Below are 22,214 nucleotides of genomic sequence, written 5' to 3' on the forward strand. Positions count from 1 at the left end.
GTCAGTCGTGGAACAGGACGCGCTGGAGGATCATCCCCATGAGCGCCAGCATCGACAACATGCCCACGCCGAAGCTCACCGAGCGCCAGGGCTGCAAGGAGCGCAGGTAGGCGAGCGTGTGGCCCACGCGCGCGGCGGTGAAGGCGATGAGCGCCACCTTGAGCGCGATGTGCGGCGCGCCCACGAGCACCGCCACCAGGCCCAGCGCCAGGAAGGCGGGGATGTTCTCCAGGTCGTTGCGGTGCGCGCGCTGCACCCGCGCCACCTCGGGGGGCTCGGTGTCCGTCACCTGGGCGCCGAAGCGGGCCGCGTCCTCGGGGTTGGTGGAGACCTTGAGCCTGCTTCGCACCACACCGGTGTACACGCCCACCGCCATCATCTTGATGACCAGGAGCACGGCGCACAGCGCGAAGAGCCGCAGGCCCGGCAGGGCGAGCAGCAGGGTAGGAGTCACGTCGAGGGGCAGGAAGTCCATGGACGGGCCCCTCTAGCAGCCACGCCCCGTTTTGGACAGCGCCGGGCGCCATACATCCGGTGTCTTGACGACGCGGGCCTCCTTGTCCAAGGTGCCGCCCCTCATGCCAGTCCTCAGCGGCGCAGTCACCTTCTCGCGCTTCCGGTCCGAACACGCCGGAGACGCGCCTTCCGACACCAAACGCTGGCTCTCCAAGGGCCTCAAGTCCGGGCTCTTCGAGCCCATCGACTTGAAGAAGACCGAGGACGAGCGCGCCGCGGGCTTCGTGGAGCTGGAGAACTCCGACTCCACGGACTTCACCGCGGGCAGCGTGCTCTATGGCGAGTACGCCCTGTTCGGCTTCCGCGTGGACACCGTGAAGGTGCCCCCGGCGCTGCTCAAGGCGGAATTGGGCAAGTGGCAGAAGGAGTTCGAGAAGCGCGAGGGGCGCCAGCCCACCCGGGGCGAGAAGTCCGAGAACCGCGCGTCCCTCAAGCACATGCTGCGCCAGCGCGCCGTGCCCATGACCAAGGTGCACGACGTGAGCTGGAACCTGAAGACGAACCAGGTGCAGCTGTGGGCCTCCTCGCGCAAGACGGTGGACGAGTTGCTGCTGGCCATCGAGGAGTGCTTCCAGGTGAAGCTCCAGCCGCTCGTACCCGCCTCCCTGGCGGCCCGGGCGGGCATCTCCGACGAGCACCTGGTGCCCACGCCGGAGCTGATTGGCATGGAGATTTCCAGCAGCGAGATCGCGAGCAGCGAGGCGAACCATGGCGACGCGTGAGCAGGCACGAATCGAGGCGGCGTTCGCCCGGGGTGACACGGGCGTGGACGGCGGGGCCACCGAGGAGGAGACGCGGGACGAGGCGGAAGTCGAACGCGACAAGGCGCGCGAACAACTCCTGCGCGGCCGGGCGTACCTCGGCCGCGAGTTCCTCACCTGGCTCCTGTGGCGCTCGGAGTCGGGCGACGCGCTCGTGGACTTCGCGGGCGAGGGCCTGGTGGTGCTCTACATGGGCCGCTGCACCCTGCGCGGCGTCAACGGCGACGTGACGGAGATGCTCGTGCGCGGCACGCTCTCGCCCTACTCCGAGCAGGTGAAGCACGCGCTGGACCGGGGCCTGCTCGTGCACCAGGCCCGGCTGCGCCTCACCCACGGCGAGCGCGACTACGAGCTGACGATCGACGCGGAGTTCCTCGACATCCGCGCGGCGAAGCTGCCCGAGCTGATGACCGAGGAGGAGGACGACCGGCTCCAGGAGCGCCTGGACCTGACCGAGCAGCTGTCCGGCATGGTGGACACGCTGGTGGAGGCCTTCCTCGAGGTGCGCGCGAGCCGCAACTGGAGCAAGAAGGTCGTCCCGGAGATGAAGCGCTGGATGCAGGGCGACGACGAGGCGCCCAAGGCCACGAAGATGCAGCTGGCGCGCGCCGCCCGCGGCTGATGCCCCCCACCCGCCTCACCTTCTTCTGCGAGCTCGAGCCCGGGCCGCTCACGGCGCTCTTCCAGGACGCGACCGTGCTCGGGCACCTGAGGGCCCTGGGGGCGAGCGTCAGCCTCGGGGTGCTCGACCTCACCCCCGAGCGCGCGGACGTGGTGCGGCGCCTCGGTGAGGCCGGGGTGCCCGTCATCGCCTGGCAGCTGCTGCCCAAGGACCAGGGCTACTGGTTCAACCAGGGCAACGCGGCCCACGCCCAGGCGCGCTACACGGACTTTCGCGCCTGGACGGCCACGCACGCGCTGCGCTGGGACGGCGTGGGCCTGGACATCGAGCCGGACATCCACGAGCTGACGCGGGCGCTCCAGGCGCGCTGGCGGATGGTCCCCGCGCTCCTGCCCCGGCTCTGGCGGGGCGCACGGCTGCGCGAGGCGCGCGAGGCCTACGCCGCCCTGGTGGCGCGCATCCGCGCGGATGGCCACCGGGTGGACAGCTACCAGTTGCCCTTCCTCCTGGACGAGCGCCGCGCGCGCGCCACGCTGTTGCAGCGGCTCACGGGCGTGGTGGACGTGGGCGTGGATCGCGAGGTGTGGATGCTCTACACGAGCCTCGTGCGGCCCCACGGCCCGGAGCTGCTGGCGAGCTACGGCCCTCACGTGCGTGGCGGCGGCGTGGGCGTGGGCATCACCGGGGGCGGCGTGGACGTGCCCGGCCTCATCGAGGTGCCCCCGCTGACGTGGGAGGAGTTCGCGCGGGACTTGCGGCTCGCGCGGCGCTTCACGCCCGACGTGCACGTGTTCAGCCTGGAGGGCTGCGTGCGCCAGGACTTCCTCGCCCGCCTGCGGGACTTCGACTGGACGGCGCCCGCGCCCCCGCCCTCGGGCGGACGGGTGGACACGGTGCGCCGGGTGGCGGGCGGGCTACTGCGCGCCAGCGCCGGCTGGCGGGGCTGACGGGGCGAAGTCCCCGAACACCACCGTGGCGCGGCCCTCCATGGGCAGCGCGTGCTCCGCCACGTGGGGAAAGCCGAGCGTGCGCGCCACGTCCGCGAGGTGCCGCCGCCAGGGGTTGTAGGGCATGCCATTGTCCGAGCAGCACGGCACCACGGCGAAGGGCAGCCGGTGCTTCGCCGCGTACTCGATGATGACGCGGGTGGCGCCGTCCGGGTGCATGCCCACGAGCAGGTCGCACTCACACGGCTCGTCGAGGGTGAACAGGCGCTCGGCGTAGCGCACCGGCAGGCGCTTGTGGCGCAAGTCGAACGTGGTGACGGTGAGGCCCCGCCGGGTGAGGGCCTCGTTGAGCCGGCCCTGTCCACCCGCGATGTCGAAGACGCGCGGGGCGGCGAACCGCTCCACGAGGAACTGGGCGAAGAGATCGAAGCGGCGCTTGTCGGCCATGGGCGGTGTCTACACCAGGTGCCGCCCCCACCTCACGTCCAGGACACCTCGTAGTCGGTGTCGTACTCGGCCAGCGGGTGGGAGACCACCCGGACATCCTTGGCGCCCACCGCTTCGAGGGAGGACTTGAGCGCCCCCTCGTTGTACGGGCGGGGCACCAGGTCGCGCATGTACGTGAGCACGCCGCTCGTCTTGCCCGTGCGCTTCATCTGGGTGATGCCCGTGTTGTCGCCCAGCACCGCGTTGGTGGTGGTGGGCATGTTGTTGAGCAGGCGCAGGGGCTCGTTGCGCGCGAGCAGCAGGAGCACCTTGCCGGCGCTCGAGGCGTAGAAGGCCCTGGAGGCCTGGTAGCCCATCTCCCGGAAGGCGCCCTCGAAGCCCCCGTACAGGTGCCCCATGCGCCAGGCGGCCGGGTAGGCCATGCGCAGGAAGGTGCTCATCGGGTAGTTGAAGAACTCGAGGAAGCGCTGCTCACCGCTCACCTCCAGGCACTGGCGCAGCAGCTCCTCGTCGCCGTACTGCCGCAGCATGTCCAACAAGCTGTTGAGGAAGATGCCGCGCGCGACATCCCCATGGCCCGTCAGGGAGATCCGATGGTGCAATTCCTCATCGGACCCGAAGGGCAACGACACCGCGCTGCCGGGCGCATCCGCCATGTGCTCGTCCCTCCCGCTCCGACGCGAGAACCCACTGCGCTTCCCTTCTACGTAGATCATCCGCCGCGCGGGTGAAAGGCCATGGCTCCGGAGGGCGACAAGCCTCCGGCCGTGGGGCGGGCATCCGCTCGCTGCCGGACAGTTCTCAGCTCGGAATGGGCGTGGAGCCGAAGACCCCGCGCCCGATTGCCAGGATTCCCAGGGAAATCAGGAGCAGGGCCCCGCCCACGCCGATGAGCGGCAGCAGGAAGCCGGGCTGGGGCCGGCGCCGGTTGACCACCAGCAGCACGTGCGCGAGCACCGCCGCCAGCAGCATGAGGGACAGGTGACCCCAGAGCATGGGCTGGAAGGGCCAGCCCGAGCCCAGCAGCACGAGCCCCAGGAGGATCTGGGTGTCGAGCAGTCCGGCGAAGCTGGAGCCCAGGATGCGCACCTTCTTGTCCGCGGGCCGTTTGGAGACGAGCCCGGAGACGAAGTAGACGACGGCGAGCAGCCCCACCACCAGCACGAGATAGCGCAGCCCGGAGTGGGCCTTGAAGAGGACGTTCATGACGCCGCCTTCCTAATGCCCCTGGCTCCGGGAGGCGAGTCTTTACGTCGGATCCGGCTTGGGGGTGGTGCGCGTGCTCGGCGGCAGCGCGGGCGCCGCGGTCACGTCCGAGCCGGGCAATTCGCCGGTGAGGCTCTTGAGGAAGGCGACGATGTCCTCCACCTCGGGCTCGGTGAAGGTCATGCCGAGCTGGTGCTTGCCCATGAGGCGCACCGCCTCGGGCAGCTCCTTGACGGAGCCGTCGTGGAACCAGGGGCCCGTCTTCTCCACGTTGCGCAGGGTGGGCACGCGGAACTTGTGCATGTCCTCCTCGTTCTTCGTGACGCCGAAGCGGCCCTTGTCCTCGGTGGGGTAGTCCTCGATGAGGCCCAGCTTCTGGAAGGAGGTGCCGCCCACGGAGGGGCCGTTGTGGCACGTGGTGCAGCCCGAGGCGGCGAAGAGGTTGAGGCCGCGCCGCTCCTGCTCGCTCAGGGCCTGCTCCTCGCCCGCCAGGAACTTGTCGAAGCGCGACGTGGTGACCAGCCCGCGCTCGAACGAGGCGATGGAGCGCGCCGCGTTGGTGATGCTCACGGCCTGCTTGTCCCCCGGGTAGGCCGTCTTGAAGGCCTGCACGTACTCGGGCATGGAGTTGAGCGTGGCCAGCAGGCGCTTCTCGTCCGGCATGGCCATCTCCACCGGGTTCATCATCGGGCCCGCGGCCTGCTCTTCCAGCGTGGCGGCGCGGCCGTCCCAGAACTGGGCGACATGGCCCGCGGCGTGGAAGACGGTGGGCGAGTTGCGGCTGCCCTTCTGCCCCTTGTGGCCGGGGCTCGTGGCCTTGCCGTCCACGCCGAAGGAGGCCAGGTCGTGGCAGCTGTTGCAGGAGATGTCGTGGTTCTTGGACAGGCGCGTCTCGAAGAAGAGCATCCGGCCCAGGGCGATGCGCGCGGGCGAGTCGGACTTGGCCGCCTCGGCCTGGGCGGCGGCCGCGGCGGCCTGGGCGGCGGCGGGGCGGAAGAAGGCGACGAGCTTGGTGTGGCTCATCTGGGGCCGGGGAGGCGCGGCCTCCGCGGCGGGCGCGGCGGCCGGAGCCGCCGCCGGGGCGGGAGTCGCCGCCGGAGCGGGTGACTCCTTGCTGCAGGACACCGCCACGGCGCCCAGGGACACCAGGCCCACTCCCAACCAGAGCCGACTGCGCTTCATCTACCAACCTCCCAGCAAGACCAGCATGACGGGAACATTCTTATCATTACCCGACACACCTTGGGCACGGGTCCCCACCTGGGGGGACACGGACAGGGAGAGTCGCATGCTCGCTGAGCGGACCGGCTCCGGGGTGGGCCCCCGCTGGAACACCAGCCGGTCCACGGCCCACGACACGGCCAGCCCGCTCGCGGTGCCGAGCACGTCCCACGTCAGGTCCTTCCAGGAGAAGAAGCTGCCGCGGCCCGCGTCGTACACCTCCTTGGCCACGCCCGCGCTCAACGCCACGCCCGCGCCGGTGAGCAGCCGCGCCTCGGACGACTCGAAGAGGAAGGCGCCGCCCACATAGCCCGCGGTCGCCAGGCCCGCGCTCACGCTGTAGTGCAGCGCCTTGTCGCGCGCGAACCAGTCGTCCCGGCCCCGGGTCTCGGTCACCTGGGCCCGGGCGGACAGGGGGACGAGCGACAGACAGCAACACAGGGGTAGCAGGGAGCGAGGGCGTGAGGACATGGGTCGCATGACAGCACCCGGGGCGCCACGCCGTCAGCCCGGGAAACGAGCGCGCCGCGGTTTTCGAGACGCGCCCCCCACTTGCCCCTATGATCGGGCGCCGTGACACGACCTGGGACCTCGCTCTTCGATCTGCGCCAGCCCTCGACCCGGCATCCCGGACTCGACGCCGCGCGCGGGCTGGCCGTCGTGGCCATGGTGTTGGGACACACCCTGGATGCCCTGCTCGCGCCGGGGATGCGCGAGCACCCCTGGGTGCAGCACTACTGGACGCTGCGGGGCATCACCGCGCCGCTCTTCCTCTTGGTGGCGGGCTTCGCGGTGGTGGCCGCGCTCGGCACGTCTCCGGACAGCGCCCGGGGCAGCTTCCCGCGCCGCTGGCGGCGCGCGCTCCTGCTGCTCTTCCTCGGCTACCTGCTGCACTGGCCCGGCTGGGGCACCGTGCAGGCCCTGGGCTGGAGCGAGGCGCTGCGCGAGCGCCTCTTCGCCTTCGACGCGCTGCAGAGCATCGGCGTGAGCCTGGGCGTGGGCGCGACGGTGCTGGCGCTGGCGCGCGGGACATGGAGCCGGGCCCTGGCGCTCGCCGTGCTCGCCGTGGGCATCCCCCTGGCGAGCCCCTGGGCATGGACGGCCGTCACGCACGCGCCCGTGGAACTGCGCCAGGCGGTGGGCATGCCCGGCACGCGCTTCCCCCTGTTCCCCTGGGCGGGCTTCTTCTTCGCCGGCGCGCTCGTGGCCCACCTGCTGCGCGCCCTGCGCCCCGGCTGGCCCCAGGGCCTGGCGCTGGTGTTGCTCGGCGCGGGCCTGCTGTTCACCACCGCGCGGCTGCCCTCGGACTGGAGCCCCCAGAGCGCCTGGCTCGTGGCGTACCGCGTGGGCCAGGGACTGCTCGTGCTCGGCGCCGTCAACCTGGTGCCCCGCCTGTTCACCCAGCCGCTCGCGCCCCTGGGCCGCACGACCCTCTGGCTCTACGTGCTGCACCTGCCCGTGGTCTACGGCTGGTCGGGCATCGCCGGCCTCGCGGGCCGCGTGGGTCCCGTGCTCGACCTGGGCCCCGCGCTGCTCGTGGGCCTCGCGCTGCTCGCGGTGTGCTTCTCCCTGGCCCTGCTCGCGCGTCGGTTGCGCCGCGCGGGCCGTTCGTGGGAGGGCCAAAGCGCGCGAACCCGGATGCCCCCGATAAACGGGGCGCTGCGTCCCGGCCAACGGACATAGAAAATTTGCGTCGCCCCAGGGTACGGGTTAGATGCGCGGCGTGTCCTTCCCGTCCGCCAAGCGAGGAACCATGCCCCTGTCGCGCCCGACCGCCGTGCTCTCCCTGATGTCCATGCTCGCCCTGACGGGCTGCGCGGGATTCGCCTTCGCGGGACGTCCGGTCATTGGCACCACGGCGCTGTACGCCGACACGTCCGCCACCGAGTTCATCAACGAGCAGACGAAGCTGGGCAGCAAGAGCGGCGAGGGCTGCGCGACGTCCATCCTGGGCCTGGTCGTCACCGGAGATGCCAGCGCCGCCGCGGCCGCGCGCACGGCCGGCATCAACCGCATCACGCACGTGGACCACAAGTTCGACAACCTCATCGGCCTGTACGCCAAGTACTGCGTCGTGGTGTACGGCGACTAGGCGGGCCTCGCGCCCCTTCCGGGTGCGTTTCCCTCCGTTCGTGGAGACTGCTAGCTTTCGGGTCGCGGTCGGCTCCCCCTCCCCTGGCTCCCCTCGGAGTCACCGGCCGCGCAGCCCAGAGCGGATTCCATGAAATTGCACACCCTCGTTCGTCCTCTCCTCGTCGCCTCCGCCGCCGTGAGCTTCTCCGCCGGGGCGCAGCCCGCGGCCCAGAAGCCCACCCCCGAGGGCGTCGCGACCGCCGCGCAGAACGTCATCATCGACCGGGCCCTGCTCACCGCCTTCAAGGCGCTGCCCAATCGCTTCGAGGACGCGAAGAACCCCATCACCTCGGAGAAGGTGGAGCTGGGGCGGATGCTGTACTTCGACAACCGGCTGTCGAAGAACCAGGATATCTCCTGCAACAGCTGCCACGACCTGAACACGTTCGGCGTGGACAACAAGGCCACGTCCACGGGCCACAAGAAACAGCTGGGCGGCCGCAACTCGCCCACCGTGTACAACGCCGGGGGCCACACCACCCAGTTCTGGGACGGCCGCGCCGCCAACCTCGAGGAGCAGGCCAAGGGCCCCATCCTCAACCCCGTCGAGATGGCGATGCCGAGCGCCGAGCACGTCGTCGAGACGCTCAAGACGATCCCCGGCTACGTCACCGCCTTCCAGAAGTCCTTCCCGGGCGAGGCGGACCCCGTCACCTACGAGAACCTGGCCAAGGCCATTGGCGCCTTCGAGCGCCAGCTCGTCACGCCCTCGCGCTTCGACAAGTACCTCGGCGGTGACGACAAGGCCCTCAGCCAGGCGGAGAAGGCCGGCCTCAAGACGTTCCTCGAGCAGGGCTGCCAGACGTGCCACTACGGCCCCGCGCTGGGTGGCTCGCTGCAGAAGCTGGGCCTCGTGGTGCCCTACCAGGCCAAGGATCAGGGCCGCTTCGACCTGACCAAGCGCGAGGCGGACCGCATGGTCTTCCGCGTGCCCACGCTGCGCAACGTGGCCAAGACGGGCCCGTGGTTCCACGACGGCTCCATCACCGAGCTGCAGACGGCCGTGAAGCTCATGGCCCAGCACCAGCTCGGCAAGCAGCTCACCGACGGCGACGCCCAGAACATCATCGCCTTCCTCGACTCGCTCACCGGCGAGCTGCCCAAGGCGTACATCGCCAAGCCCAAGCTGCCCGCCAACGGCCCCAAGACGCCCAAGCCGGACCCCACCTAGTCGTTTCCGCGCGTCCGGCGCGCCCTCCCGCCGTGGTCCGTGCTCAGCCAGCCACGGTCCGCGGGACGGGAGGCGCGGTGGCCCGGCCCCGCTCGGCCAGCTCGCGCACCGCCGAGGTCAGGGCCGCGAGGCGCCGGCCCGCGCGCCCCCGGGCCCACGGCCGCTCCAGCGGCCCGCCCAGCAGCTCCGCCCCCTGCTCCACCCCGCCCGCCTTCTGCTTGAGCGCCCGCGCGCACGCCAGCCGCACGTTCACCGCCTCGGGCACCGGGAAGCCGTCGCGCCGCAAGAGCTCCAACGCGAACGTCGTCCACACCGCGAGCTTGTCCTCCGGCCGCAGGAAGGCCTGGAAGCGCGCGAGCCCCGCCTCCAGCGGCTCACCGGCGCGCAGCTCCGCCTCGGACAGCTCCACGTGCAGCGCGGTGCTGTGCGCCAGGGGCTGGCGCGGCGCGAGCAGGGCCTCGAAGTGCTCGCCCGTGGAGGGCCGCTCCGCCACCAGGTGCACCAGCTCCGAGGGAACCCCCTCCCCCAGCGGGTGCGCGTTGGCCTCCGCGTACAGGAGCACCAGGCGCTCGAAGTCCTCGGCGATGGCGCGCAGCTCCAGCGGCGGCCGCCACGGGGCCTTGAAGATGCGCTTGCGCCCCGGGCCCGTGCGCGTGGACTGGCGGTCGAGCTGCGTGTCCACCATGTACTCGAAGGCGCCCAGGAGCGCGTCGAAGCGCGACTGGTCTCCCTCCAGCGCGCCCAACACCTCCACCACCGCCTCGATGGTGGAGACGCAGTGCTCGGCGGGCTCGGAGCGGATGCGGTAGTTGCTCGGCCGGCGCGGCACGAAGCCGATGCGCGGCAGGCCCGCGAGCGCCGGGTTCGTCTTCACGAGCTTGCGCGCGAGCGGCCAGGTGCCGTCCACGACGATGAGGGTCTCCGGGGGGTTCTTCCGGGCCTCCTCGAGCGGAAGGGCCTCCTCGCCCGGGAAGAGCACGGCGACGCGCTCGGGACGGGCCGCGAGTTCGGCGAGCCGCGCATGCCCGGTGAAGTCCACGCCGACGTGGAGCTCGGAGTTGGGCAGGGACAGGTGCGCCATACGGGCCGTGCCGATGGCCACCCGCCGCTCCCGGGGGTGCTGGAGGAAGACGACGTGGGTGCGCGAGTCCACCCGAGGCACCCGCGCGCAGTAGCACGTGTCCTGGGGCCGGAGGCAACGCAAGCAGAGGGTACGCACCCCGCCGCTTTATCAGCCTCCGGCACCCACGGCGAGGGGCGCGCGGCCCCCCGCCGGTGTCTCAGGCCGCCCGGACGCTCCGGCGCCGCCCGGACACGAACCGCGCGAGGGCGAACAGGCCCAGGAACAGGCCCGCGTCGCTCCCGGACGTGGCCCCACACCCGCAGCCGCCGCTCCGGGTGGTGACGGTCACCGGCGCCGAGGTCACCGTGTTGCCCGTCCCATCCGTGATGACCGCCGTCAGGACGTGCTCCCCCTCGGAGGCCGAGGTGCTGTCCCACACGGTGCTCAGCATGGACTCCGTGCCCTGGGCGATCTCCTTGCCGTCCACGAGGATGGCGAGCTTCGCCACCGTCGTGCCCGAGGCCACCGCGCCCCGGGCGATGATGGTCACCGCCCCGGACACCGCGCCCCCGAGCGGCTCACTGAGCGCCACGGTGGGCGCCGCGAAGGTGTCCACGCGAATCCCGGCCGTGCCGGTGAGGTCACCGTCCATCAGGGTGAGCGTCGTCTGCCCTCCGGAGAGGAACGTCACCTTGAGGCCCTCGAGCGAGCCGTCCGTGAAGGTCGCGGTGGCGGGGAACACCGCCCGCGCATCCGAGCTCGTCACCCGGGCCTGGCCCGAATAGGACGGCGCCATGTTGCCGTAGGCGTCGTAGGCCAGGGCGGACAGGGTCGTCTCCCGGCCCGCGCTCACGCTCTCGGGGAGCGTCAGCTCGAAGCGGGCCGCCGCGCCCGCGAGCACCGCGAACACCGGGCTCGTCCCCGCGGGGGCACCGGCCGTGCTCGCCACCAGCGTGTAGCCGTTGGCGGCCTTGCGCAGGCTCAGGGTGTCGAACGTCGCCACCCCGTTGACCAGCATCGCCGACGTGCGGCCCTGCAACACGTCGCCCCGCGGGTTCTCACCGAGCGCCACCGTCACCTCGCGCGTGCTGTCGTTGATGAGCGCGCCCGACGCGTCCCGCAGCTCCACCTGGACGCGCCCCAGCGGCGCCCCCGCCGTGGCCCGCGTCGGACTGGCGACGAACACCAGCCGGGCGGCGCCGTCGGCCGTCAGGACGTTGAAGGCCGGGCTGCTCACGGTGAAGGACGGGTCCGCCCGCGCCACCAGCGTGTAGCCCGAGCCCGGGCGGTCGATGCCCAGGTTGCCGAACGTGGCCACGCCCTCCACGGCCGTCACCACCGCGGTCCCCCGGAGCACGCCGCCCCCGGGGTTGTTGCCCAGGGTCACGGTGATGCGCGAGGCCGCCGTGGTCACGGTGTTGCCGTACACGTCCACCACCGCCACCTTCACCGCCGGGAAGAAGAGCGAGCCGGCGATGATCTCCCCGGGAGGCACGCTGAAGGCCAGCGCCGAGGCGGGACCCGCGACGATCTCGAAGGCGCTGCTCGTGGCCTCCGCGGCCCCCGCCACCCGGGCGATCAGCGTGTAGCCCGCGGCCGCCCGATCGATGGACAGCCCCGGGAACGTCGCCACGCCCCCGGAGGTGGTGACGGTCGTCGTGCCCTGGAGCGTCGCGCCCCGCGGGTTGTTGCCCAGCACGAGCGTCACGGACTGCTCCGGGCGGGTGACCCGGTTGCCGTACGCATCCTGGAGCGCCACCTGGATGGCGGGGCTGATGGCCGTGCCCGCCACCGTCGTGCCCGGAGGCGTGGTGAAGGCCAGCGCCGCCACCGCTCCGGGCGAGATGTCGAACGAGGCGCTGAGCACGTCCGGCAGGCCGTCCACGTGCGCCAGCAGCCGGTAGCCCGTCGCCGCCCGGGTGATCGCGAGATCGCCGAACGTCGCCAGGCCGCTGCTGGCGCTCACCGTGGAGGTGCCCGTCAGCGTGCCGCCCGAGCCGCCCTGAAGCGACAGGCGCACGGCGCGCGCGTCCGACACCCGCCGCCCCTCCGCGTCCTGGAACTCCACCGCCACCGTGCCCAGGGGGCCCGCCGACGTGCTGGTGGGTCCGGGCTGGAACACGAGCCGCGTGGCCCCGCCCAGCGACAGCACGTCGAAGGCCGTGCTCGTCACGGAGGGAGCGCCGCTCGCCGAGGCCACCAGGGTGTAGCCCGTGCCCACGCGGTTGAGGCTCAGGTTGGAGAAGGTGGCCACGCCGTTGACGGTCGCCGCCGCCAGCGTACCCCCGAGCACTCCGCCCCCGGGGTTGTTGCCCAGGACCACGGTGATGGAGCCCGAGGCGGAGGTGACGGGATTGCCCAGGGCATCCACGTAGCCCACCTTCACCGCCGGGGAGATGGGCGCGTCCACGCCCACCCCGCTCGGCTGGACGACGAAGCCCAGGCCCGCGACGGCCCCCGGGGAGATGGTGAAGGACGCACTGGTGGCCTCCGTCAGCCCCGGAGAACGCGCGGTGAGCGTGTAGCCCGAGCCCGCCTTGTCGATGGAGAGCGTGGAGAAGGTGGCCACTCCGTTGACGGCGGACACCGTGCTCGTGCCCGAGAGCGTGCCGCCCGACACCCCGCCCAGGCTCAACGTCACCGGCGCCGTCGCGCCCGCCACGCGGTTGCCCGACGCGTCCAGGACGTCCACCTCCAGGGAGGGCAGCACCGCGCCCGCCACGGCGTTGGCCGGAGCCGTCCGGAAGGCCAGCCGCGTCGCCGCGCCCGCCGTCACGTCGAAGCCCTGGCTCGTGCCGGAGACGGAGCCGGAGGTGGCCCGCAGCGTGTACCCCGTGCCCACCTTGTCCACGGTGAGGGTGGAAAATGTGGCCACGCCGTTGACGGCCGCCACCGTGCGCGTCCCGCCCAGACTCGCCCCCGAGGGATTGGTCCCCAGGGCCAGCGTGATGCTGCCCGAGGTGGTCGTCACGGTGTTGCCCAGCGCGTCCAGGAACGCCACCCGCACCGGCGGCGAGAGCGTCGCCCCCGCGGCCGTCGTGCCCGGCTGCGAGAGGAAGCCCAGGGAGGCGACCGGACCCGGCTCGACGTTGAAGGACGAGGACGTCTTGGACGGCAGGCCAGCGACCGCCGCCTGGAGCGCATAACCGGTCCCCACCTTGTCCACCGTGAGGGTGGAGAAGGTGGCCACGCCCGCCGTGGTGCTCACCACCGTCGTGCCACCCAGCGTGGCGCCCGCGGCGTTGACGAGCGACAACACCACCTGCGCCGAGGTGCCGGTGACGGGCGCGCCCGTGCTGTCACGCACCTCCACCTTGACGGTGAAGGCCACGCCCGCGCCCACGCTGGCCGGAGGCGAGGTGGTGAAGGCGAGCTGGGTCGCGCTCGACGCGCCGACGGAGAAGGCCGTGCTGACGGCCGAGGCGAGGCCCGCGGACGTCGCCGACAGGGTGTAGCCCGTCCCCGCGCGATCCACGGACAGCGTGTTGAACGTGGCCTCGCCCGCCACCGTGTTCACGGTGGGCGTGCCGCCCAGCGTCGCGCCACTCGGGTTGTTGGCGAGCGCCAGGGTGACGGAGCGGCTCGTCGTCGTCGCCGGGTTGCCGTACGCGTCCTGCAGGGCGACCCGCACCGCGGGCGTGATGCCCGCGCCCACGGTGGTCGAGGTCGGCTGCTGGGTGAAGACGAGCCGCGCCGGTGCCGCCGCGGCGATGGCGAACGCGCCACTGGTGGCCGCCGTGAGCGAGCCCGACGTCGCCGTCAGCGTGTAGCCCGCCCCCGCCTTCTCGATCACCAGGTCACTGAAGGTCGCCACCCCGCCGCTGGCGGTCACCGACCGCGTTCCCGTCAGCGTTCCCCCGCTCGGGTTGGAGGCCAGCGCGAGCGTGACGACGGCCGAGCCGGTCGTGGGGTTGCCACTCTGGTCCAGCAGCGCCACGCGCACCGCGGGCGACAGGGCCTCTCCCGCGATGCCATCGGCCGGCGGCGTGGAGAAGACGAGCCGCGCCGGTGCGCCCGCGACGATCTGGAAGGAGGCACTGGTCGCCCCCGTGAGCCCCGAGGCGCTGGCGGCCAGCGTGTACCCCGCGCCCACCTTGTCGATGGACAGGGTGCTGAAGGTGGCCACACCGTCGACCGCGCTCACGGTGGTGGTGCCGGACAGGGTGCCGCCACTCGGGTTGCTGGCCACCGCGAGCGTGATGCTCGGGTTGCCCGCCGTCACGGGATTGCCCGCGGCATCCACGAGGCCCACCTTCACCGCCGGAGAGATGGGCTGGCCCGCCGCCGTCGTCGTCGGCTGCACGGTGAAGACGAGCCGGGTGGCGGGATTGGACACCACGGTGGTGCTCGCTCCGCCCGACAGGCCGGGCCGCGCCGTATCCGTCACCGTGAGGGACTGGACGCCCGCGGTCTTGAAGGTGACGGACACGCTCGCCACGCCCGAGCTGAAGGCGCGGGGAGACGGGAGGACCGCCTGGGAGTCGCTGCTGGTGAAGGCCGCGCTGCCCGTGTAGCTGGTCGCCGTGTTGCCCGAGGCGTCCAGCGCCGTCACCGTGAGGGGAATGGCCACGTTGGGCGAGACCGCGGTGCCCAGCCCGGACACCCGGAAGGTCACCGCCGTGCCCGCGGGCACCGAGCGCGTGGAGCAACTGGACGCCGTGCCCGCGGTGAGGCGCACGTCATCCACGTAGGCGCCCTCGAGCGTCTGCGTGCTGTCGCTGAAGAAGCCGAAGGCGAACCACACCGTCCGCCCCGCCAGCGCGGACAGGTTCGCCTTGACCGTCTTGAGCGAGCCATTGGTCCCGAGCTGCTGCCCGCTCCAGGCCCGCACCGAGGTGCCCGTGATGACGCCGTCATAACCGCCCAGCGAGATGTACGGCGCGGAGGACGACACGGTGTCGGAGACGAGGGTGAAGGGGCCCTGCGCGCCCGCGGTGCTGTAGGCGAGGTAGGCCCCGTCGTAGCCGGACTCCAGCGCGTACGCGAGGCTGAACGACAGCTCGGCCGCGGCGCCGCCGGTGGGCAGGGTGAAGCCGTTGATGCCCCCCGAGCCATTGCCGCCCAGCACCAGCAGGGCCTCGTGGCTGATGGGATAGGAGCCACCGCACGTCGTGGTGTCGGGCCCGAAGCGGTAGGCCCGCGTCGCCGACTGGTAGCGGCACCCGCTCACGATGTTGAGGGCATTGCCCGTGCCCTGCGCCGTCGTGGGCACCCAGTACGAGGACGCGGAGGGCGGCCGGTTCGCGTCGAAGTCATCGAAGAAGCTCAGCGAGCCGCCACCCGCGCCCGAGGCCGTCACCGTGCGCTGGACCGTGTTGAGATCCTCCAGCGTGACGCTGGACGCCTCGGTGGCGCGCACCACGTAGTGGTACGCGGTGCCGTTCGTCAGGTTGGCGTCATCCGAGAACGACGTCGCGCCCACGCCCGTGGCGATGCGGTTGGCCGCCGACGGCGTGAAGCCCGGCGTGGTGCTCCGGTACACCGAGTAGCTCAGCGTGCCGCCACAGGCGGGCGTCGCCGCGGCCCAGGACAGCGTGTTGGTGCAGGTGGACGAAACCCCGCTCGTGGCGCCCGAGGCCCCCGCGAAGGACGGCCGCGCGCCACACGAGCCGCCCGGAACCGCCGAGACCTCGGCGGAGCGCGCGCCCTCCGCGCACGTCGTGGCGGAGACGGCGTAGTAGTGCCGCACGCCCGCCGGCAGGCCCGTGTCGGAGTAGGAGCCCGCGGCCACGGTGGCCACCTGCGTGTAGGGCCCCCCCGCGGTCGTGGCGCGGTAGACGGAGTACGACGTGGCCCCGTTCGTGTTCCAGGCCAGGTCGATGCGGTTGTTGCCCACCGCGCTCGCCGTCAGCCCCGTGGGCGCGGCGCCCGGCGTGCAGGCGGACGAGGCGTTGTAGATGACGAGCGCGTAGTCCTGATCCAGCGTGCTGCTGTTGTTGGGCACGCCGTTCGAGTTGATGTTGGTCGCCGTCACCGTCACGGTGAACGCGCCCGACAGCCCCGCGGGCAGGAAGACGCTCTCCACGTTGTTGACCGCGTCCGCGGTGCCGCCGCTCACCGAGTTGGCGCCGGAGAAGACGTTGCCCTTGTAGGTGACGCCGTTGTGCACCACGGTGAGGTCCAGGTTGTTGTTCCAGGCCCCGCCCGTGGTGGAGCCCGGCGCGTCCGTCCACGCGAGCGTGACGCGCACCGGCTTGCTCGAATCCGCCACCGAGGTGGAGACGTTCCGGGACTGGCCAGAGGCGGTGAACAGGGCCCCCGCGTCCTGATCCGACACGAGCCGAGGGGAGGCGTCGAACGACCGGCCCAGGTCCACCAGGCCCATGCCCTGGCCGTTGGAGTAGAGCGAGTCCGCCGCGCCCGCGCCCGTGAGGTACCGGGCGGAGTTCATCAGGAAGGCCTTGGTCATCGCCGGGCTCGGCGGGGCCTTGCCTTGGTTGATGAAGTACTGGCGCACGAGCGCCGCGCCGCCGGCGACCACGGGCGCGGCATGGCTCGTGCCCGAGGAGGCGAGGAACCACGACTGCCCGCTGGGGAAGAAGGACGACCCGGACGTGCCGCCACAGATGCCCACGCCCGTGAAGCAGGCATTGGCCTGACCCAGGGCGTTGGGCGGGTTGTTGCCGCGCTGCGCGTCGCTCTGGGGCACGCCGCCCAGCACGTGGGTGCCTGGCGCCACCAGGTCCGGCTTCCGTCGGCCGTCCGAGGTGGGACCCCGGCTGGAGAAGGCCGCCAGGTCGAAGGCGCTGTCGGCCTCGGCGTCGGTGAGGTTGCACCCGTCCGCGGACCCGAAGGGCCGCACGCTCTCGGAGGCGCCCACGGTGATGACGTTCTTGGCCGAGCCGGGGCTGGTCACGGAGCCCGCGACACTGCCCGAGTTGCCCACCGGGAAGACGATCACCATCTCCTGGTTGCCCGTGGTCGGGCTCGCCGAGCCCGCCGGCTGCGCGTCGCGCACCAGGGCGTCGTAGCGCTGGGCATCGGCGGTGTACGCGCTGGAGGAAGCGCCCCAGGCGCCGAGGCTGATGCGCATGCCGTTGGCGTAGGCCCGCGCCTGGAGGTTCTCGTAGTTGGGATAGGTGAAGGTCTCCGGATCGAAGACGACCGAGGAGCCCATCCGCACGAAGGGCGCCACGCCCAGGCCGTGGAAGTACCCCGACCCGTCCCGGAACGCCGTCCCGGAGCGCGTGGCATTGCCACCGATGATGTGCGCGTTCAGGGCGCCGTGGCCGTCACAGCCCTGGAGCGTGCTGCCGCTGTTGGCGGTGCCCTCCAGGCGGCTGTAGACGAGCCGGCTGGTGGAGCTGGAGACGTTGCCGTCCGTGTACAGGCCGAAGTGGTTGGGCAGCACCGTCCCGTTGTCCACGCCGCTGTCCGACAGGTCCACGCCGAAGCCCGACGCGTCGAACTGCGCCTGGGTGAAGCCCCTGCCCGCCAGCCACGTCAGGTAGCCCGCCGCGCCAGGTCCCGCGCCCGACAGCTGCCCGGCGGCGATCAACGCCTGCCGCTCGTCCAGCTTCCGGGGCGAGACATGGGGCTGGATGGACACGACGTCCGGCCGGCTCGCGAGCTCGGACAGCAGCCGCCGATCCGCGGCCACCACCACGTTGACGTACCCCAGCGCCTTCTGGACGACGGCCTCGCGCGACTGGTGTCGGCGCACGAGCCCCAAGGTCTCGGCGTTGACCGCCGCGTCCTCGACGAGCTGCACGGAGTAGGTGTCCGTGGAGACCGTGTTGAGCGAGGGGTCGAGCGTGTAGTCCGCCAGGTAGTCCCCGTTCCACTGGATGGCGGGCGTCTGGGCCACGTGCGCCTGGAGCCGCTCCAGCGCCGCCCCATCGCCGTACACGAGGTAGGCGTTGTGGGGGATGTACGCCACCACCCGCACGCCCGTGGCCTCGAGCCCCGCGTGCCACTCGGGCCGGATGGGACCCACGAACTGCACCAGGTGCATGCGCGCGCCCGACCCCGCCACCTTCATGCCCTGGAGGGCCCGCCCCTGCTCCGACGCCGTGTCGATGACCCCCGCGTTGAGCCGCACATCATTGGACTCGTCCCGCGGCTCCACGCCCTCGCCCTCGGGCAGGGCCGCCAGCGCCGTGTCGTCCACCTCCACCAGCCGGAAGGCCCCGTAGTCCGCCACGGTGCGCACCGCCACGCCTCCACGCTCCAGGGCCGCGGCGCGCTCGGCGCTCAGCTGGACCTTGTGGAGTGCGAGCCCCGGGCGGAAGCCTTCCCGCGTGGCGACGGTGGGCGCTCCACCACTCGGCCGCCCACACGACAACACCGCCAGCAAGCCCAACGTCCCCAGCGCCCGCACACGGCCCCCACCGGCGCACATCGCGCGTGCCCGGTTCGTGGATGTCTTCATGTTTTGGAAACAGCCCCTTGCACCGCCCATTAGGTCGGACAGAAATCGTCTAGCACGGCTGTAATCCGGCCTTCAAATAGCGAACAGTCCCCGCCGACCCCTCGGACCCTCGGAAAGCGCCGCTCCCCCCTGACAACGCGTCCGGAAGTCGACTAAGGAGCGCCCCGTTCACGGTTTTTCGTGGGGTTCTCGCATGAATGGGTTGACTCGGAAGTTCCTGGTGTTCTCGCTGCTGGGCCTGGGGGGATGTGATTGGGAGGCCAACCACGGACGTCTCGTGGGCTTCGTCGTGGATGGGCAGAGCGGCCAGCGCCTCAACTTCTTCAAGCCCGACGGCAAGAACAACATCGAGGACGACAAGGACAGCAAGAGCCAGGTGTACGCGCTCATCAAGGGCGAGTTCATCCGGGCGCGGCCCTGTGGCACGGGCGACCTGACCGACACGAACGCCATCGAGGCGGACGGGTGCTTCCAGATCGACGACATCCCCGAGGGCATGACGATTCCCCTGTTCGCCCAGGCGCCGGGCTACGAGCGGTTCGTGGGGGAGATCACCTACCCGCTGCTGTCCGAGGACGTGGAGCACTCGCAGTTCGTGGGCAACATCCGGCTCTTCCCCAAGGGCTTCACGGTGGACTACCGCTTCCACGTGACGCTCGACAACCAGCCGGTGCCCCGCGTGCAGCTGCTCTGCCAGTACCTGCCGGCGAGCCTCCAGGGCAACTCGCTGCAGGTGTCCGGAGACTTCCTGACGCCCAGGAACACGGGCGCCACCACGGTGAGCGCCACCACGGACGAGGACGGCCTGGCGGTCATCCCGGGCGCGCAGCTCGTCAACGGCGCCGAGTACCACTGCGAGGCGGTGATGAGCGAGACCCTGGAGGGCCGGGTGCTCGCCGGGCAGGGCAACTTCGTGGCCGGGGTGAGCCAGGGCGACCAGCGCCTCGCGCTCACGACCGACGTGGGCGCCACGGACGGCTTCGTCTACGCCGTGCGCTCCAGCGTGGATGACCCGAGCGCCCTCGCGGGCGCGGCCGGCAAGCTCGTCATCACCTTCAACCGCCCGGTGGAGCTGCTCCCGGGCTCCTCGGATTGCCAGATCGCCACCGCGACCGTGCCGGACACCAACGGCAACGGCGTGACGGGCAGCCTGCCGACGAACGTGCCCGACAACGGCGTGTCCGAGACGACCACCACGGAGCTGTCCGGCGACGGGCTCACGCTGACGCTCGGCTACAAGGTGGCGACGGCGTTCGAGCCGGGTGACCGGGGCACGACCATCACCTTTGGCGGCGTCGTGCTGCGGCCCCGCAGTGCGTCGGGCCTCGCCCAGGCGCGCTCGCTCGGCTCGGCGGCCGGCTGCCTCGCGGCCTCGGGCTACAACGTGACGCCCCTGAAGAACCTGCGCGCCGGCGGCAACCAGAACACCGTGCTGCGGCTGTTCTAGAAGGCGCGGACGGAGGGGGACGTGGCAGGCTCCGGGGCGTCACACCCCACCCCGGAGAGGCCCCGTGCCCCCTCGCTCCAAACGCGCGCTCGCCGCGCTGTCGCTGCTGCTCCCCGTCTCGTCCCTAGCCGCCGCCCCGAAGCCCGCCGCCGTGCCACCCGCGCCCGTGGCGGCCAAGGACGTCGTGGAGGACACCTACCACGGCGTGAAGGTGGCGGACCCCTACCAGTGGCTCGAGAAGAGCGAGGACCCGCGCACGCGCGAGTGGCTCGCCGGCCAGGCCGCGCACATGCGCGCCGTGCTGGACGCCCTGCCCTCGCGGGAGGCCATCCGCGCGCGCATCACCGCCATCGCCACCCACAAGTCCCCCGCCTACGTCGGGATGATCCAGAAGGGCGGCGTCCTCTTCGCCATGAAGTTCCAGCCGCCCCGGCAGCAGCCCGTGCTGCTCGTGCTGCCCTCCGTGGACGACACCTCCACCGAGCGCGTGCTGGTGGACCCCATGGAGCTCGATCCGAGCGGCCACACCACGCTCGACTTCTACCGGCCCTCGCCGGACGGCAAGAAGATCGCCGTGTCGCTGTCCAAGGACGGCACCGAGAGCGGCGACGTCACGGTGTACGACGTGGCCACGGGCAAGCCCCTGCCGGGCGAGCCCGTCGTGACCCGGGTCCAGGGCGGCACCGCCGGCGGCGACCTCGCGTGGAACGCGGACGGCACGGGCTTCTTCTACACCCGCTACCCGCGCGGCGAGGAGCGCCCCAAGGCCGACCACGACTTCTACCAGCAGGTGTACTTCCACAAACTCGGCACGCCCGTCGAGAAGGACACCTACCAGCTGGGCAAGGACGCCCCGCGCATCGCCTTCTTCACGCTCCAGACGTCCCAGGATGGCGCCCACACCCTGGCGCGCATGGGCAACGGCGACGGCGGCGAGTACGCCTACTACCTGCGCGGCCCCCAGGGCACCTGGACGCAGCTCTCCCGCTTCGAGGACAAGGTCGTCTCCGCGAGCATCGGGCCGGATGCGATCTACGCCCTGAGCCACCAGGGCGCGCCGCGCGGCAAGCTCTTGCGCATCCCGCTCGCCACGCCCTCGCTCGACAAGGCCCAGGTGGTGGTGCCGGAGGGCAAGGCCTCGCTCGCGGGCGTGCGCGCCAGCGCCACCCGGGTCTACCTGCTGGAGCAACTCGGTGGACCCACGCGCATCCGCATCGTGGACATGCAGGGCAAGGCGTTGGGCGAGGTGCCCACGCCGCCGGTGACCGCCGCGGGCCTCATCCCCCTGGAGGGAGACGACCTGCTCGTGCCGGTGAGCAGCTACACCGCGCCGTCGACCCTCTACCGCTACACGGCCAAGGACGGGAAGCTCACCAAGACGGCGCTGGTGCGCACCTCGCCCGTGGACACGCGCGGCGTGGTGGTGGAGACGCTGGAGTGCACGTCCAAGGACGGCACCAAGGTGCCCATGGACGTGCTGCGTCTGGCCAAGACGAAGCGCGACGGCAACAACCCCACGCTGCTCAGCGGCTACGGGGGCTTCAACATCTCGCTCTCCCCGGGCTTCCACGCCCTGGACTTCGCCTTCATCGAGCAGGGCGGAATCGTGGCCACCACCCACCTGCGCGGCGGCGCCGAGTTCGGCGAGGAGTGGCACACCCAGGGCTCGCTCACCCAGAAGCAGAACGTCTTCGATGACTTCTACGCCTGCGCGAAGCTGCTGGTGGACCAGAAGTGGACCAAACCCTCGCGCCTGGCCATCGAGGGCGGCAGCAACGGCGGCCTGCTGATGGGCGCCGCGCTCACCCAGCACCCGGAGATGTACCGCGCGGTCGTGGCGCGCGTGGGCATCTACGACATGCTGCGCGTGGAGCTCACGCCCAACGGCCAGTTCAACACCACCGAGTACGGCACGGTGAAGGACGAGGCGCAGTTCAAGGCGCTGTATGCCTATTCACCCTTCCACCACGTGAAGGACGGGGTGAAGTACCCCGCCGTCCTCTTCACCGCCGGAGACAATGATCCCCGCGTGGACCCCTTCCACTCGCGCAAGATGGTGGCGCGGCTCCAGGAGGCCACGAGCTCCCAGCTGCCCATCCTCCTGCGCACCAACGTCATGGGCCACGGCGGCGGCACGCCCCTGTCCGAGCGCATCGCCGAGGACGTGGATGTGTTCGCCTTCCTCTTCCACGAGCTGGGCGTGAAGTACCGGCCCGTGAAGAAGTAGCCCGGAAGGACCGGAAGCCCGGCGCTCGTGAGGGAGCGCCGGGCTTCTTGCCTCGGTCACCCGTCGGAAAAGGCCTGGCCGA

The 22,214-nt window shown here is 71.7% G+C and carries 16 protein-coding genes; 8 read left to right on the forward strand and 8 right to left on the reverse strand.

Features of this window, described 5'->3' with window-relative positions:
• Window position 1: 1 nt before the first annotated feature.
• Window positions 2-475: an MAPEG family protein gene (locus tag I3V78_RS31705; RefSeq protein ID WP_204493409.1), complete on the reverse strand. Its 474-nt coding sequence runs from the start codon at window positions 473-475 to the stop codon at window positions 2-4.
• A 103-nt stretch (window positions 476-578) separates the two neighbouring features.
• Between I3V78_RS31705 and I3V78_RS31710 the strand changes: the two genes are divergently transcribed.
• Genes I3V78_RS31710 through I3V78_RS31720 form a run of 3 tightly spaced genes read left to right on the forward strand, consistent with a single transcriptional unit; the run spans window position 579 to window position 2,846 of the window.
• Window positions 579-1,238: a recombination-associated protein RdgC gene (locus tag I3V78_RS31710; RefSeq protein ID WP_204493411.1), complete on the forward strand. Its 660-nt coding sequence runs from the start codon at window positions 579-581 to the stop codon at window positions 1,236-1,238.
• On the forward strand, window positions 1,225-1,899 hold the full coding sequence (locus tag I3V78_RS31715; RefSeq protein ID WP_204493413.1) for a hypothetical protein: 675 nt from the start codon (window positions 1,225-1,227) through the stop codon (window positions 1,897-1,899). The genes I3V78_RS31710 and I3V78_RS31715 overlap by 14 nt, the downstream gene beginning before the upstream one ends.
• Window positions 1,899-2,846 carry a hypothetical protein gene (locus tag I3V78_RS31720; RefSeq protein ID WP_204493414.1) on the forward strand — a complete coding sequence of 316 codons (948 nt, stop codon included), beginning with the start codon at window positions 1,899-1,901 and terminating at the stop codon, window positions 2,844-2,846. The genes I3V78_RS31715 and I3V78_RS31720 overlap by 1 nt, the downstream gene beginning before the upstream one ends.
• Here I3V78_RS31720 and I3V78_RS31725 read toward each other — a convergent pair.
• The 5 genes from I3V78_RS31725 to I3V78_RS31745 all read right to left on the reverse strand — a co-directional run bounded on the left by I3V78_RS31725 (window position 2,814) and on the right by I3V78_RS31745 (window position 6,191).
• The gene (locus I3V78_RS31725) at window positions 2,814-3,293 is read right to left on the reverse strand and encodes a hypothetical protein (protein WP_204493416.1); all 480 of its coding nucleotides are present in this window, start codon (window positions 3,291-3,293) and stop codon (window positions 2,814-2,816) included. The two genes, I3V78_RS31720 and I3V78_RS31725, sit on opposite strands and share 33 nt — an antisense overlap.
• Window positions 3,294-3,325: 32 nt before the next feature.
• Window positions 3,326-3,949, reverse strand: a complete 624-nt coding sequence (locus tag I3V78_RS31730) for a TIGR02265 family protein (protein ID WP_204493417.1) — start codon at window positions 3,947-3,949, stop codon at window positions 3,326-3,328.
• 145 nt (window positions 3,950-4,094) lie between these two features.
• Window positions 4,095-4,499 carry a hypothetical protein gene (locus I3V78_RS31735; protein ID WP_204493419.1) on the reverse strand — a complete coding sequence of 135 codons (405 nt, stop codon included), beginning with the start codon at window positions 4,497-4,499 and terminating at the stop codon, window positions 4,095-4,097.
• Between the two features lie 42 nt (window positions 4,500-4,541).
• The gene (locus I3V78_RS31740; RefSeq protein WP_204493421.1) at window positions 4,542-5,681 is read right to left on the reverse strand and encodes a cytochrome-c peroxidase; all 1,140 of its coding nucleotides are present in this window, start codon (window positions 5,679-5,681) and stop codon (window positions 4,542-4,544) included.
• On the reverse strand, window positions 5,682-6,191 hold the full coding sequence (locus I3V78_RS31745) for a YfiM family protein (RefSeq protein ID WP_204493423.1): 510 nt from the start codon (window positions 6,189-6,191) through the stop codon (window positions 5,682-5,684). It lies immediately after the preceding gene.
• Between the two features lie 102 nt (window positions 6,192-6,293).
• Between I3V78_RS31745 and I3V78_RS31750 the strand changes: the two genes are divergently transcribed.
• The 3 genes from I3V78_RS31750 to I3V78_RS31760 all read left to right on the forward strand — a co-directional run bounded on the left by I3V78_RS31750 (window position 6,294) and on the right by I3V78_RS31760 (window position 9,024).
• Window positions 6,294-7,403, forward strand: coding sequence for an acyltransferase family protein (locus I3V78_RS31750; RefSeq protein WP_204493425.1), 1,110 nt, complete (start codon window positions 6,294-6,296; stop codon window positions 7,401-7,403).
• Window positions 7,404-7,473: 70 nt separating this feature from the next.
• On the forward strand, window positions 7,474-7,812 hold the full coding sequence (locus tag I3V78_RS31755; protein ID WP_204493427.1) for a TRL domain-containing protein: 339 nt from the start codon (window positions 7,474-7,476) through the stop codon (window positions 7,810-7,812).
• Window positions 7,813-7,941: 129 nt separating this feature from the next.
• Window positions 7,942-9,024: a cytochrome-c peroxidase gene (locus tag I3V78_RS31760; RefSeq protein WP_204493429.1), complete on the forward strand. Its 1,083-nt coding sequence runs from the start codon at window positions 7,942-7,944 to the stop codon at window positions 9,022-9,024.
• 43 nt (window positions 9,025-9,067) lie between these two features.
• On the opposite strand, the gene I3V78_RS31765 is transcribed toward I3V78_RS31760, so the two are convergent.
• Together I3V78_RS31765 and I3V78_RS31770 are read right to left on the reverse strand one after the other, a co-directional pair.
• Window positions 9,068-10,243: a DTW domain-containing protein gene (locus tag I3V78_RS31765; RefSeq protein WP_204493431.1), complete on the reverse strand. Its 1,176-nt coding sequence runs from the start codon at window positions 10,241-10,243 to the stop codon at window positions 9,068-9,070.
• A gap of 61 nt (window positions 10,244-10,304) precedes the next feature.
• A complete protein-coding gene (locus tag I3V78_RS31770) occupies window positions 10,305-18,458 on the reverse strand; it encodes a S8 family serine peptidase (protein WP_204493433.1) in 8,154 nt (2,717 codons plus the stop codon).
• A gap of 193 nt (window positions 18,459-18,651) precedes the next feature.
• Between I3V78_RS31770 and I3V78_RS31775 the strand changes: the two genes are divergently transcribed.
• Together I3V78_RS31775 and I3V78_RS31780 are read left to right on the forward strand one after the other, a co-directional pair.
• On the forward strand, window positions 18,652-19,905 hold the full coding sequence (locus I3V78_RS31775; protein WP_204493435.1) for a hypothetical protein: 1,254 nt from the start codon (window positions 18,652-18,654) through the stop codon (window positions 19,903-19,905).
• 64 nt (window positions 19,906-19,969) lie between these two features.
• Window positions 19,970-22,132 (forward strand): prolyl oligopeptidase family serine peptidase, encoded by a 2,163-nt coding sequence (locus I3V78_RS31780; protein ID WP_204493437.1) that lies wholly within the window; start codon window positions 19,970-19,972, stop codon window positions 22,130-22,132.
• Window positions 22,133-22,214: the final 82 nt, after the last annotated feature.

Origin of the sequence: Archangium primigenium (genome assembly GCF_016904885.1) — a bacterium.
GTDB lineage: Bacteria > Myxococcota > Myxococcia > Myxococcales > Myxococcaceae > Cystobacter > Cystobacter primigenius.

What these genes read in the sequence shown, in the direction of transcription:
- I3V78_RS31705 (WP_204493409.1), bottom strand. Translation starts at nt 475, where the DNA reads ATGGACTTCCTGCCCCTCGACGTGACTCCTACCCTGCTGCTCGCCCTG.
- I3V78_RS31710 (WP_204493411.1), top strand. Translation starts at nt 579, where the DNA reads ATGCCAGTCCTCAGCGGCGCAGTCACCTTCTCGCGCTTCCGGTCCGAA.
- I3V78_RS31715 (WP_204493413.1), top strand. Translation starts at nt 1,225, where the DNA reads ATGGCGACGCGTGAGCAGGCACGAATCGAGGCGGCGTTCGCCCGGGGT.
- I3V78_RS31720 (WP_204493414.1), top strand. Translation starts at nt 1,899, where the DNA reads ATGCCCCCCACCCGCCTCACCTTCTTCTGCGAGCTCGAGCCCGGGCCG.
- I3V78_RS31725 (WP_204493416.1), bottom strand. Translation starts at nt 3,293, where the DNA reads ATGGCCGACAAGCGCCGCTTCGATCTCTTCGCCCAGTTCCTCGTGGAG.
- I3V78_RS31730 (WP_204493417.1), bottom strand. Translation starts at nt 3,949, where the DNA reads ATGGCGGATGCGCCCGGCAGCGCGGTGTCGTTGCCCTTCGGGTCCGAT.
- I3V78_RS31735 (WP_204493419.1), bottom strand. Translation starts at nt 4,499, where the DNA reads ATGAACGTCCTCTTCAAGGCCCACTCCGGGCTGCGCTATCTCGTGCTG.
- I3V78_RS31740 (WP_204493421.1), bottom strand. Translation starts at nt 5,681, where the DNA reads ATGAAGCGCAGTCGGCTCTGGTTGGGAGTGGGCCTGGTGTCCCTGGGC.
- I3V78_RS31745 (WP_204493423.1), bottom strand. Translation starts at nt 6,191, where the DNA reads ATGTCCTCACGCCCTCGCTCCCTGCTACCCCTGTGTTGCTGTCTGTCG.
- I3V78_RS31755 (WP_204493427.1), top strand. Translation starts at nt 7,474, where the DNA reads ATGCCCCTGTCGCGCCCGACCGCCGTGCTCTCCCTGATGTCCATGCTC.
- I3V78_RS31760 (WP_204493429.1), top strand. Translation starts at nt 7,942, where the DNA reads ATGAAATTGCACACCCTCGTTCGTCCTCTCCTCGTCGCCTCCGCCGCC.
- I3V78_RS31770 (WP_204493433.1), bottom strand. Translation starts at nt 18,458, where the DNA reads ATGAAGACATCCACGAACCGGGCACGCGCGATGTGCGCCGGTGGGGGC.
- I3V78_RS31775 (WP_204493435.1), top strand. Translation starts at nt 18,652, where the DNA reads ATGAATGGGTTGACTCGGAAGTTCCTGGTGTTCTCGCTGCTGGGCCTG.